Below are 15,433 nucleotides of genomic sequence, written 5' to 3' on the forward strand. Positions count from 1 at the left end.
ATTTTATGAATGCTAATGGTCTGGTCTTAGGCACATACATTCATACATTATTTCCTATATTTGCAGTCAAAATTTTTCCGTTTTGAACGTTTATAAAAATTTCACCGAATACACTTCACACAAGCCTCTGGCCCTGTCTTTAGGGATGTTTGACGGTGTGCACATCGGGCATAAAAGCATCATTGATGAACTGACCAAGACCGGACAGGAGAAAAATCTGGAGACCGCCATTCTAACTTTCTGGCCCCATCCGAGATTTGTCTTCAATCCTGATGAAGACCTGAAGCTCCTGAATACGCTGGAAGAAAAGACCGGCCTGATGGAAAGATACGGTATCCAAAATCTTTTCCTGAAAGAATTTGACGCTGAATTCCGAAACCTGACCGGGGAAGAATTCGTAAGGAAAATCTTAATTGATATTCTGAATGTGAAATACCTGATCATCGGCTACGATCATTCTTTCGGTAAAAATAAAAGCGGGAATTTTGAACTGCTCCAGAAGCTGTCCGGGGAACTGGATTTTGAAGTGGAACAGATGGAAGCGATCAATATTCACGAAAATAACATCAGCTCCACCAAAATCCGCAAAGCACTTTTAACGGGAAACATTAAGGAAGCCAATGAAATGCTGGGATATTCCTATTCTGTTTCAGGAACCGTTGTTCACGGGAAAAAGATCGGAAGGACCATAGGTTACCCTACCGCTAATATTGAAACAGATTCCATTAAGCTTCTGCCTAAAAAAGGAGCTTATATTGTTGAAGTTTTTGTACACGGCAAGCAATACAAAGGGATGCTGAGCGTTGGAACCAATCCTACGGTAAATGGAGAAAAACTCACTGTAGAAGTTTATATCCTTGATTTTGAAGGAGACATTTACGGGAAAGACATCACGGTGAAATTCCGGGATTTCCTCCATGACGAAATCAAGTTTGAAGGCATGGACAAACTGATTGAAAGACTGGATGAAGACAAAAGGCTGACAAAAACTTTTCCTTTTTAAAATAAAAAGCTTGCAGATTGATCTGCAAGCTTTTTTGATTACTTATAACCTAATATCTGATTTTCTGCATTAATAGCCTCTTCCACAAATTTTTTAAACTCAGGATATTGGCTTGCTTTAATATTATTCCAAGGAGTATCTGCTGTTCTGGTGATTTTTAACCTGTTATTTTTCTGCAGTTCATAATTAACCGAATAGGTGAAATTCTGGTACACCAGGGTTTTATTCTCAGGGATTTCCACAAACTTCATGGCGTCGGGAATATTCAGGTAAATTTCTTCTGTATATTTATTCTGCTTTTCATATTTCGTATACAGGATATCTGTCTTTCTGTTTTCCGTAGCCACCACTTCCTTTGTGAAAGGCTTGGTCATAAAGGGTACTTTCATGATCTTCAGGCTTCCCACGGACTGTGGTTTATCGTTGATGCTGAACTGCACCTCATAAGAAAGCGGTTTGGCAGTAAGATCCTTTCCGTCAATCAGCTTAACCGTCTTCACACTGATGACCTTATCCAGAAGCGAGCCGAATTCTTCCTCTATGCTCTTCTTACGTGAATCATCGGTCTGGGAATCCTGGAAGAAATCGTTATAAAAGCTTTTGGATTCCGCTGTCAGGTACTGTTTGGTAATGAAATTCTGGCTATCACCACTTACATTGACTTCACTCACTGTCTTGAACAGCGACCTGGTATTGTTATCTGCCGGAATCTCAATGAGGCCGGCAGTTCCCGCCGCATTCTTATCGGTATAAATAACGAGTGCTTTTGCCCTGTAGTTTGCTTTGACCACAGAATTAAACGGAAGGAACTTATTCGTCATCTCCAGGAATGTTTCTTTGCCATTCAGGTTTGTCTTAACAATACAGTGATTAAAGCTTAGATTCGGTAAAATCAGTCGCTGTGCCGAATTATCATTGGTCTGTACTAATACTAAATTAGACTGTAAACCCGCCTGGTTACCGAGGATTACGAATAAAGCAGAAAGATCTTTACAGTCGCCCAGTTTGGTACTGAGCGTTTTTGACGGTTTTTGCGGTATATAACCGCTTTGCCGAAAATCTACTGAACTGTAGGTAATATTCTTTTCAATATAATTGTAAATCTTTTCAGCCTTTTCAGTATCACTCATTCCCGAAATACCGGCAGGAAAAATTTCTTTAAATGCCTTCTCTACCACTTTATCCGTAACCAGACTTTTTCTTGTGAGGTCTGCATACCAGTTAGCTATCTCCTGCCATGTCCTGATCGAATTTGCGGTTACAGAAATGGTGGCGTCATAGAAACTCGGTCCGAAATATTCATCAAGGTCTATTTCATCCAGGTGATCCAGCTTCCAGGTCTGGTATAGTTTACCACCCATGATCTTCTTTGTGGATGGGACTTCCCTGGTATTGCTTTTTACCTGGTAACTGAGGTTTTCCGGAGTAATTACGGTAAAAGTGGATTCTACCACAGGATATTCTGAATTGAAATAAGAACAGAGATTGAAATCTTTGTAAAACCTGCCGCTATTTCTCTCCAGGCTTTCTTTCTGGATTACAATCGCATCGCCTACTGCAAGATTGGTAAAGACGATCTGGTCTTCAGATTTTTCTCCGGGAATAATGCTTCCGTTCGGCTTTACAATTTCAGCTTTTATGATGTCGTCATCGTAATTGATTGCATATTCCTTCAATTCCTCAATACCGTTTTCTGAAGTGATTTCATAAGCATAGGTGCTCCTTTTCTTAAATCCTCCTTCCGGATAAACATTTACAATATATTCATCCAGCAGTGTGGTCACTCCCCTCTTGCCTTTTGCAGTCGTATTCCTGCGTTCTTTTACCAGCTTATACAGATCTTTGATGCCTGCTTTATCAATCTCATCCTGTGTCTGGTCAAGATCACGGATGAGTTTGTGCATCTGTTCATTTTGCGTATTATGGGACAGAGAAAGCTTAGCAAACTGTACAGCCTCTGTCTTTTTGTTCATTTTTGCAAGATAGTCAGCCTTTGTGGCAAGAAGTGAGTAAGAATATGGAAAATTGGCCAAGGCGTCTTCAAGTTCCTTCCCATATTCGGAATTTTGAACGTCATCTTCAAGAAGATCAATGTACTGTGTCCTGAAGGTATTAATTGAAGGATAGATTTCTATATATTTCCGGAGGATTTTTTTCTGGTCTTCCACCCTGTTTGATTTCTTATACAGGCTGAAAAGATAATTCATTACTTCAGGGCTGCTCTTAACCGCATACACGTCTTCAAATTTTTTAATTGTGGAAGTCTGGTCCTTTTTGTCCATGTCTTCCATAAGTGTGAAAATACTGAAGAACTTTTCATTATTGGCAAAGTTTTTTTTCAGGTCGGCAATATGTATCTTAGCCTCATCCATATTCCTGTTTCTCAGTGCAATTGCCATATCAAAGAAGCTGGCCATAGGTTTGGCCTTGGTTTTCTTTAGGATGTCCCTGTATTTTTCCAGTTCCTGAATAGACATATGATTAAATTTTTCACTGTCTCCGATTTTCATGATCGGGACAACAAAATATTCAGAATCATTGATTTCAACATTCTTGAAGACCTCATTTATTTTTTCCTTGTCATCGATATTGGTATAATAAGAAGCCAAAAGTCCCTGCACCACAGAAGATTTCGGATATGATTTCAGCATCTGATCTATGATTTCTTTTGCCTGGTCGTTCTGATGGTTATTAAGATAGCCGGAAGCCAGTAGATATTTATAAAAAAAGCTGTCCGGATTCTGAGATACTTTTTCTTTCAGCAACCGTTCAAATTTCAGGGGAAGCTCTTTTGCCTGCAGCTGTGCCGGGGAGCTTTTCTGGTAGTCTTTATATGTGTCGAAATATTTAAGATCGGATATCCTCTGTAAATTGGTATCAAAAGGAACCACCATAAAGGCATTTTTTGATTCTTTTACGTCAAACTTCAGCAGGAGCCTGTTCATCCCCTTCGGTAAAGTGACTTCCACCATATGAGCGCCCAGATTAGAATAGCCATCTGTTGTGCTTGAAAGAACTTCTGCATCATTCAAAAACAACCTGAATTCGGTGTTGATCTCCACCTCGAATATCATTTTCCTTTCTGCCGGATTCTCAATGAAACTCTGTGCATACATAATGCCTCTCCCGTATTCTGTCTCATTCATGAAAAACTCAAAACCGTCGTTTGACGGAAACTTCCTGTTGTACCAGCCTACGTTTCCAAGACTGTTCGCATTAAACAAACGGTCGCTGTTAGCATGATTTTCCGGCTCATATTCATTATAAAGCCCGCTTCCGTTAAGGTTTTCAAAAACTCCTGCAAACTGCCAGTGATCAATGCGTTTTATTTTGGATAAATATTCATCCGCGCTCTTAGGATTATTCCTGATTCTGTCTAAGGTGGCTTTATATTCAATTACAGAAAGATTGTTGCCGTACACCGGATGCTGTGCCAGGAAATCTATTTTTTTATACGAATTATCATCCAGTCCTTCCGTTTCATAATCGGAAAGCATAAAGGATTTTTTGAAAATCGGATATAAATAAGATTCGTCCAGATTGAATTCTGAAAATCGCCTGATGAATGTATCATCAAAAATCATTTGTCCCATTTCTTCATCGATCATAGCGTCAAGAAACAGATTTTCAAAATCCTTTGTTTTATGTTCTTTCAGATTTTTGTCATAATAGGCTCTGGCTTCCCCTCTGTTATTGTTCAGGAGCAGTTCCCAGGTTTTGGACTGTTCTTTTGACTGTGCAAATGCACTGACGGATAAGAAGTAGACCGCAGAAATAAAGATTTTCCTCATGTATTTTTATAATTATGCATTAGTTATTATATTTTGTATTTTCCTGGTCAGGGATCTGAAAACCAGATCATAGGACTGGTCGATAAGCTTTAGGATAAGATCCCGTTTCAGGCCATCTACCTGTACGGAGTTCCAGTGCGTTTTATTCATGTGAAACGCTCCGTTGATCTGCGGATATTGCTCCCGAAGCTCGGCACTCCATTCCGGATCGGTTTTTACATTGATCTGCAATGGAATTCTTTCTAAGGGCATCAGGAGAAACATCTTATCGCCAACTTTTAAGACAAGGGTTTCATTATCGAAGGGAAAGCTTTCTGTGACACCTTTTTTGGCCAGGCAGTAATCCAGAATTTCATTAGTGTCCATTTCAATGAATTAGTTTGAAAATTAAAACCTCAATATTATTAAAATTTTGTAAATTGAAGTAATCAATTTGAGATTAATTTTCACACCCAACCACTAAATGATATGAAAGCTCTGGTTATTGGCGCTACAGGCGCCACAGGAAAAGATCTGGTAAAGCAGTTGCTGCACGATCATGATTTTGACCGTGTTGATATTTTTGTGAGAAAGCCCGTTGATATCCGGCATCCGAAGCTTACCGCACACGTTATTGATTTTGATGCTCCTGAGCAATGGAAGTCTCTCGTAACCGGTGATGTAGCATTTTCATGCCTCGGCACTACGCTTAAAGCAGCCGGTAGCAAAGAAGCACAGCATAAAGTGGATTACGACTATCAGTATCAGTTTGCCAAAGCAGCGCGGGAAAATAATGTAGAAGATTATGTGCTTGTTTCAGCCTATGGAGCCAATCCAAAATCGAAAATATTTTATTCCAGGATGAAAGGAGAGCTTGAGGAGGCTGTAAAAAGGCTGCATTTCAATAAAATCACTGTTTTTAAACCCGGTATGCTCGAAAGAAAAGATTCAGACCGAACAGGAGAAGTCCTGGGAAGCCGCATTATTAAGTTTGCCAATAAGCTGGGCCTTCTGGAAAGCCAGAAGCCATTGCCAACTGAAGTATTGGCCAAAGCCATGATCAATTCCTCGAAAATAAAAAGCAATGGATACTCCAGTATCAAGCTGGGGAATATTTTTGGTTTTGCAGAAAAAGCTAATAATAATGCAACAATGAAATAATGTAGTAATGTAACAGTGTAATAATTTACCAATCTTGGCATTGTTATATTGTTACACTGTTACATTGTTAGATTGAATGATCTATTTCAGATATTTCGTAATTGCTTCGTCGGTAGGCTTTGTAGTACTTACGAAAGAATCAATTAACTTACCGTTTTCGTCAATCAGGAATTTGGTAAAATTCCAAAGGATGGTGGTATTCTTCACACCGTTCAGTTCCTTTTCAGTGAGATACTTGAAGATCGGTGCAGTATCATCTCCTTTTACGGAAACTTTGGCAGCCATCGGGAACGTTACCCCATAATTTTTCTGGCAGAAAGCACCGATTTCCGTATTGGTTCCCGGTTCCTGTCCTCCAAAGTTATTGGCAGGAAACCCAACAATGACGAGTTTGTCTTTGTATTCTTCGTAGAGTTTCTCAAGATCAGCATACTGGGGCGTAAACCCGCATTGGGATGCCGTATTCACCACAAGGATCTTTTTCCCTTTGAAATCTGCAAAGTTGATTTCTTTCCCATCCAGGCTTTCTACTTTGTAGTCATAAATGGTTTTTCCCATAAGCGCTTTGGTTTTTGTTTTGGATGCTTCACTTTTCTTCTGGGCACAGCTGTTGAAGAACGCCATGAAAGAAAGCAGCAGTAAAAAAATTTTTTTCATGATAACGGTATTATTTAAATTTGAAAGTATTCGCCGGAAATACCTTATTCGTATCTATTCTGTTGATCAGCATCACGTAATCCCCATCTTTCTTTGTACTGGAAGATTCTATCCTGAACGGCATCATCAGATTACCCACTTTTTTGTAATCGGAATAGTCCAGGGTTTCATCTTTCTTAATTTCCCTCAGCAACATATATGTTTTGGTGTCAAAATAATATATATTCTTGTTGACATTCTTAGTCAACTCAACTTTGTGACAGTACATATTTCCGATCTTTTCTTTACCGAGGTATCTTGCAGTAAAGCCCTTATTTTCCCAGTCGATAAAATCATTGTCAAAACTTTCCGGGACATATTCCGCATACTCCTGCAGTTTATTGGCTGCGTAGTTCATAGCGTATCCCTTCGTACCGTCATATCCCTCAATTGCCGTCTCTTTATTACCGATGGTAATCACCGTCTTGGTGAGATTGGGACGTTCCTGGTAGATTTTGATCGGATACTCATCCTTGATACCCAAAATGACCTTACCCTGAAGCAGTACTGAATTTAGAAGCTTCCAGTTTGTGAGCCCTCCGGACAGTTCGATGTTTTTATCAATAATCTCCTTTGCCGTCTGAGCCATACACCACTGGGAACAAACCAGAATAAATGCCAACAGTAATTTCTTCATTAATTCTTTTTATAAGTTCAAATATAATGCTTTTTAATTTGAAAATTTATTAATCGGATCATTTGAAAATGTAACGCTTGTCTGGTCTATTCAAATCGTTTCCCTTTCAAGTTTTCAAATTAATTTTCTGGCTTTCTCCAGATCTTCCGGCGTATCGATGCCCACTCCGATAAAATTGGTTTCAATCATCTTGATTTTCATTCCGTATTCAAGGTAGCGGATGCATTCTATCTTTTCAGCTATTTCCAGCGGCTTCATTTCCAAGCTAGAAAACTGAATGAGCGCATGCTTCCTGAAAGCGTATACACCAATATGTTTAAAATAGCTCACCTCATAAGATGTTTCCCGGTGAAACGGGATGACAGAGCGGCTGAAATACAACGCAAACCCATTATTGTCGGTGATTACTTTCACATTATTCGGGTTTTCAATCTCTTCTTTTTCACTAAGCCTGATCTTCAGGGAAGCCAGGGAGATCTCCTGGTTATGATCTTCTCTGAAAACTTCGATCAGCTGCCGTAAAGGTTCCAGTTTCAGAAACGGCTCATCGCCCTGTACATTGATGACAATATCACAGTCTATGTGCTGAACGGCTTCAGCAATGCGGTCACTGCCAGTTTCATGCTGTCCGGTCATTACCGCTTTTCCACCGTTACCTACAATCTCATTGAAGATGATTTCCGAATCCGTAGCTACAAAAACTTCTTCAAACAAACCGGTCTCTACCACATTCTGATAGGTTGTGGCAATAACAGTTTTATCTCCTAAGGTCTGCATCAGCTTGGCCGGAAAACGGCTGGCTTCGTACCGTGCAGGAATTACAGCGATGATTTTCATTTCGTATAGTGATGAGTTAAAAGTTATGAGTTATGAGTCTTGTTTTTGGTCGTTATAATAATGCTTCTGATCATTTTTAAGATTTCTGTAGCCGGAGCCTTCAAACTTTCAAATTCCTCTTTTGAAATATAATCGGTAGCGGATAAGAGTTCAAGCCAATAAATAGTTTCATCACATTCTTTTTGAGAGATAGACAATTTATGAATAAAATCCATTGTGCTCTGAGCATTTAAGGCTTCTCTAATATTTGCACCTACAGAAGTCCCGGACCGCAGAATCTGTTTGGAAAGTATAAATTCTTTCTTTTCAGAACTGAATCTTTTATAAAAATTGATGATGTTTACAGCAAAATCAAAACTCTTTTTCCCAATAACGCTCTCAGCCATAACTCATAACTTATAACTAACTTATTTAAGATTATTCAAACTACTTTCAAGCTTCGGCATCATCGCTGAAATCTCTTCGGTGGCCAGTCCTCCTACGGAAGCACGGAACCAAGGCTCAGATTTTTCTTCCCCGAAGGCAGAGAATGGCACCAGGGCAACTCCAGCCTCATTGATTAAGTAGAAAACCAGGTCTGAAGAATTTTCAATAACTGTTCCGTCAGGTTTTGTTTTCCCAATATAATCAAGTTTAATCGTGAGGTACAACGCTCCCATTGGTTGAATGCTGTCTACGGCAAGCCCTTTACTTTTCAGGTTCTGAATTCCGCCGTGAAGAACTTTCAGGCTCTCTTCCAGTTTTCCTTTGAAATCTTCTACAAAAGCATTTACTTCTTCAGGATTTTCATAATATTTGGCTGTTGCTTCCTGCTCAGGCTTTGGTGCCCATGCACCTACGTGCGTAAGGAGTGCTTTCATTTTATCAATAACATGCGCCGGGCCAAATCCCCATCCTACTCGTACTCCAGTTGCAGCAAGGCATTTGGAAATACCATCGATGTAGATGGTGTAGTTTTTCATTTCAGGGAAAAGAGAAACAGGATCTACGTGTTCTGCTCCGAAAGTCAGGTTAGAGTAGATCTGGTCATACATCAGGTAAAGCGGTTTTTCATCTTCGGTTCTTTTCTGGTTTTCGGCCAGAATCAGTTCGCAGATCTCAGAAAGCTGTTCCCTGGTGAACATTGTTCCGGTAGGATTCAGCGGAGAGCAAAGTGCTACCAGTACAGCGCCATCCAGATGCGGCTTAAGATCGGCAGCAGTAGGAAGGAAATTATTCTCAGGCGTAGTCTTCACTTCTACAGCATCTGCAGAGGTAAGGTATGCATAATGGTTATTGTTCCATGAAGGTATAGGATATACTACTTTATCCCCTTCATCCACAATAGTTTTGTATACGGCATAAATCAACGGCCTCGAACCCGCTGTGATAAGAATGTCATTAGGAGCATAATCCAGGTTCCATCTGGTTTTAAGGTCTTTGGAAACCTCTTTTCTTAAAGATAAAAGTCCGTTAGCCGGCGGATAATTCGTCAGGTTATTCTGATAGGCTTTCTGAATTTCTTCTTTCAGTTTTGCCGGTATCGGATAGATGTTAGAATTCAGGTCTCCAATGGTAAGGTTGGCAATTTCAGCACCTTTTGCCTTCAAATCATTGACTTCATTACCAATTTTTACAATTTCAGAACCAATCAGGTTCGCCGCTAATTTTGAAACTTTCACTTTATTTTTATTTAATGTTATTAATGTAACAATCTAACAGTATAACCGTTCAACAATCATTGGTATATCATTAAACGGCCACACCGGTACATTTTTATGTTAATTGCAGGTCTCTTTTTACCTGCTCTACTTTTTCTTCGAGGGCCTGAAGGGTATCTTCAAACTCAGCTTCGGAAGTCAGGTCTTCCTTGACAGAAATATAGAATTTAATTTTAGGCTCGGTTCCGGAAGGCCTTACGCATACTTTCGTTCCGTCCTGAGTATAATAGATCAGCACATTGGATTTAGGGATATCCAGTATTGCTTTGCGCTCTCCTTTAGAGATGAGGAAGCTGGTCTGTTCTTTAAAATCCTTTACTTCATCTACAGGTGAACCGGCAAGTTCCTTCGGAGGGTTTTCTCTGAAGTTTTTCATCATATTCTGGATTTCTTCAGCACCTTCTTTTCCTTTCCTAACCAAGTTAACCAATGCTTCATAATACATTCCCGTCTCCTGATAGATCTCGATCAGGTACTGATACATGGTCCTTCCGTTGGCTTTGCACCATGCTGCAATTTCACAGGCCAGGATGATGCTACCGCATGAATCTTTATCCCTTACGAAATCACCGGTCATAAAACCGAAGCTTTCTTCGCCTCCGCAGATAAATTTTTCTTTGCCTTCAAAATCCCGGATCATTTTCCCTATCCACTTGAATCCGGTAAGGCCTACTTTACAGCCAACTCCGAATTTCTGGGCGATATCAAAGAATATATCGGAAGTAACGATGGTAGAACCGATAAATTCTTTTCCGGTAATTTTATCCTGCTTTCTCCACTCATTAAGGATGTAATAAGTAAGGATAGCATTGGTCTGATTGCCATTCAGCAGCTGCATCTCACCATCAAGGTTCCTTACGGCAATTCCGAGACGGTCCCCGTCCGGATCGGTACCGATTACAATATCTGCATTGGTGATTTTAGCCAAATCCATCGCCATTTCCAGGGCAGCAGGCTCTTCCGGATTCGGAGACTCCACTGTTGGGAAATTTCCGCTTGGGATCATCTGCTCGGTTACCAGATCTATTTTTTTGAATCCTGCTTTTTTCAGCGCTTTCGGAACGGTGGTGTAGGTAGTTCCATGGATGGATGTGAAAACAATGTTCAAATTTTCTTTGCCAACATTCTGATAGGTGGAATTTTCGATACATGCATCGATATACACATCATCCTGCTCTTCGCCGATCCATTCGATCAGGTCATCGTTGCCATTGAATTTGATTTCATCAAATTTTACAGAATATACTTCGCTGATAATGGCTTCATCATGCGGCGGAACAATCTGTGCCCCATCATTCCAATAAACTTTATAGCCATTGTATTCTGGTGGATTATGGGAAGCGGTAAGGACAATCCCTCCGTTGCATTTCCTGTCACGTACGGTAAAAGAAAGTTCCGGCGTCGGCCTGTGATCTTTGAAAAGAAGTACTTTTATTCCGTTGGCCGTTAAAACATCAGCCACCAGCTTTCCGAATTCTTTGGAATTGTTGCGTACGTCATAGGCGATAGCAACTTTAATTTCTTCATTGGGAAATTGCTTTAACATATAGTTCGCAAGTCCCTGTGTAGCTTGACCTAACGTATACTTATTTAAACGATTGGTTCCTACACCCATGATCCCACGCATCCCTCCTGTTCCGAATTCCAGTTCCCTATAAAAGGAGTCTTCCAGATCCGGGGAATTGCCTTCAATCAAAAGCTGAACGGCTTTTCTTGTTTCTTCATCGAATGATTCGTTCAACCAAAGTTGTGCTTTTTCTAATGTTGTCATATTATATTTTGTAGTCGTTTGTAATTGATATGAATTTAAAATCAAATGGTATCATTATTAAGATCTCAAGCAACACTGAATAAAATCAGTTCAGTACTTTACGCTCGATACGTGCTGTCTTGTCTGCCTTGAATGCTTTGATCGGCTCATTATAATACAATAGCTTTGCCGTATTCTGAATATTTCCGGATAATGAATCTTTCACATTGAGTTCTGCATAATTTCCGTTTTTGGAATCCAGCTTGAGGTTATCTATTTTCCAGTAAGGAGCAATAAGGCTTGCCGTATCTGAAATTTTAATCACCGCATCTTTGGTCTGCCCCAGGAAATTGGCCCTGCTTTTATTCATCATCTCCACTTCTGCTTTCCTGGTATTGATAGAACCCATGAAAATGGCGTTGTTTTTAAGGCTGAGCTTAAAATTATCGGTTTTGATTTCGCTGGAAATGTTCATCTCTACGGAATCTGAAATGCTGATCTGTGCCGGGCTGTATTTTGAGTACACCGTCACATTGTAGAAGTCTACTCCTTTTACACCTCTCTTTTCTTTGATCGAAAGCGTTTTATTGTCAACATCAACATCCAGGTTACCGGCAATATTCGGATAGGTTTCTATTTCCACAAAATTTTTCGGTCCTCTGGCATAGAACACGCGGAATTTCCCTTCCAGGCTGATATTGTTAAAATCGGCTACATTAATATCTTTCTTCGTAATATTTCCTTCCGGTGACATTTTACCACAGGAAATAATGCATAAAAATACGGTAAGGAGTATATAAAAATATCTTTTAGTCATGTTAGTGAATAGTAGAATAAATTAAAACTGCTACAAAAATCGCAGTCAATACAATGCCGATAATCAATGGCTTCCAGATAGGTTTTTTATCATACTGCGTTTCATCCGGAAAATATTTCGGAAAGAAGTAGTAAGCCAGTAAGCATCCTCCCGCGAACCCGCAAAAATAGGCATATGTGCTTCTCGGATTTTCCTGTAGGTTACCGATTAGAATCGTAATGATGGTCGCCAATGCAGAAACAGCCAGGACAATGTATGATTCTCTGTTTTTTTTAGCCTGTCTAAGATTCAGGAATAATAAAACCCCACCAAAAATTGTAGAGAAAAATACAGAAAATCCGATGATGGCCTGTTTGGAATATATTCTTGGTCTGTTGTGCTCCATCTTAGATTACTTCATCAATATTATAGTTTTTATGCTCTCTGTTGGTCCTGATGATCATTTCCCCGAGGAAACCGGCAATAAAGAGCAATGTTCCCATGATCATCATTGTTAAAGCGATGAAGAACCATGGATTATTGGTAATCAGGTGTCCGTAAATCCCTCTGGCTACATCAATCAGCTTGGATATCCCCAGCCATAATGCAGACAGAAACCCAACGATAAACATAATCGTTCCTACGGCACCGAAAAAATGCATCGGCCTGCCTCCAAACCGGCTGACAAACCACAGGGTTACAAGATCTAGGAATCCCCTGATGAACCTTTCTGTTCCGAACTTGGATGTTCCGTATGGCCTTGCCTGATGCTGAACCTCTTTTTCGGTAATCCTCCTGAATCCTGCATTGGCAGCCAGTACTGGAATGTAACGGTGCATGTCGCCATAGACGTCTATGGATTTTACTACCTGTTTCTTGTAGGCTTTCAGCCCGCAATTGAAATCGTGAAGGTGGACACCGGATACTTTTCTCGCCGCCGCATTAAAAAGTTTGGACGGGATATTTTTCGTCATGACATTGTCATAACGTTTTTTCTTCCATCCGGAAACAATATCATAGTTATCCTGTACCACCATAGCATAGAGCTCGGGAATTTCTTCGGGAAAATCCTGAAGATCGGCATCCATGGTAATCACCACTTCTCCGTTGGCGCGGGCAAAAGCGGCATGCAGGGCCTGTGATTTCCCATAATTCCTGGAAAATTTTATGCCATGGATCTGCGGATGCTGTATTTTAAGGTTTTCAATAATATTCCACGACAGGTCTGTGCTCCCGTCATCTACAAACCATATTTCATAGGTTAACTGACTGGCTCTGCACACAGTATCGATCCTGGAAAAAAGTTCTTCCAGGGAAGCTTCCTCATTCAGCAGCGGAATAATGATGGATAAATTCATTGAATGGTAATACATTTATTCTTGAGTGTTTTCCTGGTACACGGTTCTCGTTCTGAAAAATGCTCCGAAAAACAATGACAAAACTACGTAAAATATCAGTATTGCGGCAAAATATCCGGAAAAATGACTCGCCGTAAGCATATCTTTTCCTTTCACGGCATCCGGTGAAAAACTCTGAACCCTTTCTTTGTATTTCTGGTCCAGCTCATCAATGTCTTTCTGGTGCTTCAGGATCTTACGGGCAGACGTATATTCTTTGTCAAGTTCCGATTTCTGCCTTTGCACATATTGGTAGTTCAAAAGTTTTTTTGCATCGGGATCCGCGAAATTCAGATATGCATAAATACTGACGATGGAAAGGATGCCTCCGATAAACATCGGAACGAAAGCCCTTTTGAATGCTTCCTTGAAACTTACCGTCCTGTGATTATTCCAATAGGATTTCACAGACCAGAACGCTGTACCGGCATACAGTACAGGCAGCACAAAGGCATTCACTTTCAGGGTAGTATCAAAATACTCAACACCTGAGAAAAAAGAATAGACCACAAAAAAGATGATCATGGTGGCTGCGAAAAGTATAATTCCTAATGTAGAAGGGCTTTTTGTCATGTCTTTTGTTTTAGAAAAATTCTGAAAAATTATTGCGCTTAATCTCAGCATTTTAGCTTTGAAAGCCTATTTTCAGGTGTATTTTTCTGTAATAATATTTTTAAGTTTATAATTTATTCCTATCTTTGCACCGGCAAGTCCTACACAACCAGCTCCTGAGAATCCTCCAGGGTGGGAACGCAGCAAAGGTAATTGGTCGTAGCGGTGTGATGTAGATAGCTTGCCATTTTTTATTGGTACTAAGTGAAGAGAGGTAATTTGAAAATTATCTTTTTTTGTTTCTATACGATCCAGCTTTTTCATTTTCAAATTACCTTTTATTTCTGTATTAAAATTCGAACACCTGTCCCAGTTCAGGTAAAACAAGCTCTGTATTTTTAGCAGCAAAATGCTTCAATGCCGCCTCATGGCTGATTTCAATGGCCGGGAAGGTATCAAAATGACAACCGATTACTTTAGGGGTCTGAAGCAATTCTGAAGCTGCAAACGCCGCCAGTTCAGCATCCATGGTGTAATGACCACCGATCGGGAGAACAGAAACATCAAGATGACCATAAATCTTCGGGAAAAGGCTCATATCTGCCATAACTCCGGTATCTCCTGCCAGATATATGTTTTTACCTTCAGGAAGCCTGAAAATATAGCCTACCGGTACGCCGCCATAACTTCCATCGGAAAATGAACTGGTATGCTGTGCCGGCACCATGGAAATTTTCAGATCGTCAATATCTGCTGCACCTCCAAGATTGAGGTCAATTTTGTTTGCTGCATTTTTAAAATAGCCACAGATCTCCGGAACGCCGATTACTGCTGCCTGCGGATGGTGCTGCAATACTTCTTCCACATCTGCGGTGTGATCTCCGTGCGCATGTGTCAGGAGGATATAATCAATCTTCTGTGCGGTAATATCAAATCCTGATTCCGCTTTTTTGTAGCTGTAGAAAGGATCTGCCAGGATGGTCTTATCCTTGTACGTGAACAAAAAACAGCTTTGTCCTAAAAATTGTATTTTCATTTTTTATTATTATTTAAAAGTTACTGCATCGGTGGATACTGATTCCGGATTAAAATTTCATTAAGCGCCCAGCCAGAAATAAGCATGAGAGCGATATG

The 15,433-nt window shown here is 40.1% G+C and carries 15 protein-coding genes and 1 other RNA gene; 3 read left to right on the forward strand and 13 right to left on the reverse strand.

From position 1 onward, the window contains the following. The first annotated feature begins 82 nt into the window (after positions 1 to 82). The gene (locus QE404_RS07035; protein ID WP_307448456.1) at positions 83 to 1,003 is read left to right on the forward strand and encodes a bifunctional riboflavin kinase/FAD synthetase; all 921 of its coding nucleotides are present in this window, start codon (positions 83 to 85) and stop codon (positions 1,001 to 1,003) included. 38 nt (positions 1,004 to 1,041) lie between these two features. Here QE404_RS07035 and QE404_RS07040 read toward each other — a convergent pair whose 3' ends face one another. Together QE404_RS07040 and QE404_RS07045 are read right to left on the reverse strand one after the other, a co-directional pair. Beyond that, positions 1,042 to 4,794, reverse strand: coding sequence for a DUF3857 domain-containing protein (locus QE404_RS07040; protein WP_307453797.1), 3,753 nt, complete (start codon positions 4,792 to 4,794; stop codon positions 1,042 to 1,044). Between the two features lie 12 nt (positions 4,795 to 4,806). Further along, positions 4,807 to 5,160 (reverse strand): MmcQ/YjbR family DNA-binding protein, encoded by a 354-nt coding sequence (locus QE404_RS07045; RefSeq protein WP_307448462.1) that lies wholly within the window; start codon positions 5,158 to 5,160, stop codon positions 4,807 to 4,809. Positions 5,161 to 5,262: 102 nt separating this feature from the next. Here QE404_RS07045 and QE404_RS07050 point away from each other — a divergent pair, with 102 nt between their 5' ends. Beyond that, complete coding sequence (locus tag QE404_RS07050; protein WP_307448465.1) at positions 5,263 to 5,934, forward strand: NAD(P)H-binding protein; 672 nt, start codon at positions 5,263 to 5,265, stop codon at positions 5,932 to 5,934. Positions 5,935 to 6,015: 81 nt separating this feature from the next. On the opposite strand, the gene QE404_RS07055 is transcribed toward QE404_RS07050, so the two are convergent. The 10 genes from QE404_RS07055 to QE404_RS07100 all read right to left on the reverse strand — a co-directional run bounded on the left by QE404_RS07055 (position 6,016) and on the right by QE404_RS07100 (position 14,320). Further along, positions 6,016 to 6,591 carry a glutathione peroxidase gene (locus QE404_RS07055; protein ID WP_307448467.1) on the reverse strand — a complete coding sequence of 192 codons (576 nt, stop codon included), beginning with the start codon at positions 6,589 to 6,591 and terminating at the stop codon, positions 6,016 to 6,018. Positions 6,592 to 6,601: 10 nt separating this feature from the next. Next, positions 6,602 to 7,267 (reverse strand): histidine kinase, encoded by a 666-nt coding sequence (locus tag QE404_RS07060; RefSeq protein ID WP_307448470.1) that lies wholly within the window; start codon positions 7,265 to 7,267, stop codon positions 6,602 to 6,604. A gap of 114 nt (positions 7,268 to 7,381) precedes the next feature. Further along, entirely contained in the window at positions 7,382 to 8,104 is a 723-nt protein-coding gene (kdsB, locus tag QE404_RS07065; RefSeq protein ID WP_307448473.1) for a 3-deoxy-manno-octulosonate cytidylyltransferase, read from the reverse strand. Positions 8,105 to 8,127: 23 nt separating this feature from the next. After that, positions 8,128 to 8,490: a four helix bundle protein gene (locus QE404_RS07070; RefSeq protein ID WP_307448476.1), complete on the reverse strand. Its 363-nt coding sequence runs from the start codon at positions 8,488 to 8,490 to the stop codon at positions 8,128 to 8,130. Between the two features lie 21 nt (positions 8,491 to 8,511). Further along, entirely contained in the window at positions 8,512 to 9,765 is a 1,254-nt protein-coding gene (locus QE404_RS07075) for a pyridoxal phosphate-dependent aminotransferase (protein ID WP_307448477.1), read from the reverse strand. Positions 9,766 to 9,859: 94 nt separating this feature from the next. Next, entirely contained in the window at positions 9,860 to 11,575 is a 1,716-nt protein-coding gene (locus QE404_RS07080) for a phospho-sugar mutase (protein WP_307448480.1), read from the reverse strand. Between the two features lie 85 nt (positions 11,576 to 11,660). Next, positions 11,661 to 12,371, reverse strand: a complete 711-nt coding sequence (locus tag QE404_RS07085) for a GIN domain-containing protein (RefSeq protein ID WP_307448483.1) — start codon at positions 12,369 to 12,371, stop codon at positions 11,661 to 11,663. A 1-nt stretch (position 12,372) separates the two neighbouring features. After that, complete coding sequence (locus tag QE404_RS07090; protein ID WP_307448485.1) at positions 12,373 to 12,756, reverse strand: hypothetical protein; 384 nt, start codon at positions 12,754 to 12,756, stop codon at positions 12,373 to 12,375. A gap of 1 nt (position 12,757) precedes the next feature. Then, on the reverse strand, positions 12,758 to 13,708 hold the full coding sequence (locus QE404_RS07095; protein WP_307448487.1) for a glycosyltransferase family 2 protein: 951 nt from the start codon (positions 13,706 to 13,708) through the stop codon (positions 12,758 to 12,760). A gap of 15 nt (positions 13,709 to 13,723) precedes the next feature. Beyond that, entirely contained in the window at positions 13,724 to 14,320 is a 597-nt protein-coding gene (locus QE404_RS07100; RefSeq protein ID WP_307448489.1) for a DUF4199 domain-containing protein, read from the reverse strand. A 131-nt stretch (positions 14,321 to 14,451) separates the two neighbouring features. On the opposite strand from QE404_RS07100, the gene ffs reads away from it, so the two are divergent. Next, an RNA gene (gene ffs / locus QE404_RS07105) (signal recognition particle sRNA small type) lies at positions 14,452 to 14,549 on the forward strand. 99 nt (positions 14,550 to 14,648) lie between these two features. Here the strand turns inward: ffs and QE404_RS07110 are convergent. Continuing rightward, positions 14,649 to 15,335: a metal-dependent hydrolase gene (locus QE404_RS07110; protein ID WP_307448492.1), complete on the reverse strand. Its 687-nt coding sequence runs from the start codon at positions 15,333 to 15,335 to the stop codon at positions 14,649 to 14,651. Positions 15,336 to 15,433 lie beyond the last annotated feature (98 nt).

It is taken from the genome of Chryseobacterium camelliae, from assembly GCF_030818575.1.
GTDB lineage: Bacteria > Bacteroidota > Bacteroidia > Flavobacteriales > Weeksellaceae > Chryseobacterium > Chryseobacterium camelliae_A.

Bases quoted from the DNA above. Each gene is read 5' to 3' on its own strand.
- QE404_RS07040 (WP_307453797.1), bottom strand. From the start codon at position 4,794: ATGAGGAAAATCTTTATTTCTGCGGTCTACTTCTTATCCGTCAGTGCA.
- QE404_RS07045 (WP_307448462.1), bottom strand. From the start codon at position 5,160: ATGGACACTAATGAAATTCTGGATTACTGCCTGGCCAAAAAAGGTGTC.
- QE404_RS07050 (WP_307448465.1), top strand. From the start codon at position 5,263: ATGAAAGCTCTGGTTATTGGCGCTACAGGCGCCACAGGAAAAGATCTG.
- QE404_RS07055 (WP_307448467.1), bottom strand. From the start codon at position 6,591: ATGAAAAAAATTTTTTTACTGCTGCTTTCTTTCATGGCGTTCTTCAAC.
- QE404_RS07060 (WP_307448470.1), bottom strand. From the start codon at position 7,267: ATGAAGAAATTACTGTTGGCATTTATTCTGGTTTGTTCCCAGTGGTGT.
- kdsB (WP_307448473.1), bottom strand. From the start codon at position 8,104: ATGAAAATCATCGCTGTAATTCCTGCACGGTACGAAGCCAGCCGTTTT.
- QE404_RS07070 (WP_307448476.1), bottom strand. From the start codon at position 8,490: ATGGCTGAGAGCGTTATTGGGAAAAAGAGTTTTGATTTTGCTGTAAAC.
- QE404_RS07080 (WP_307448480.1), bottom strand. From the start codon at position 11,575: ATGACAACATTAGAAAAAGCACAACTTTGGTTGAACGAATCATTCGAT.
- QE404_RS07085 (WP_307448483.1), bottom strand. From the start codon at position 12,371: ATGACTAAAAGATATTTTTATATACTCCTTACCGTATTTTTATGCATT.
- QE404_RS07090 (WP_307448485.1), bottom strand. From the start codon at position 12,756: ATGGAGCACAACAGACCAAGAATATATTCCAAACAGGCCATCATCGGA.
- QE404_RS07095 (WP_307448487.1), bottom strand. From the start codon at position 13,708: ATGAATTTATCCATCATTATTCCGCTGCTGAATGAGGAAGCTTCCCTG.
- QE404_RS07100 (WP_307448489.1), bottom strand. From the start codon at position 14,320: ATGACAAAAAGCCCTTCTACATTAGGAATTATACTTTTCGCAGCCACC.
- QE404_RS07110 (WP_307448492.1), bottom strand. From the start codon at position 15,335: ATGAAAATACAATTTTTAGGACAAAGCTGTTTTTTGTTCACGTACAAG.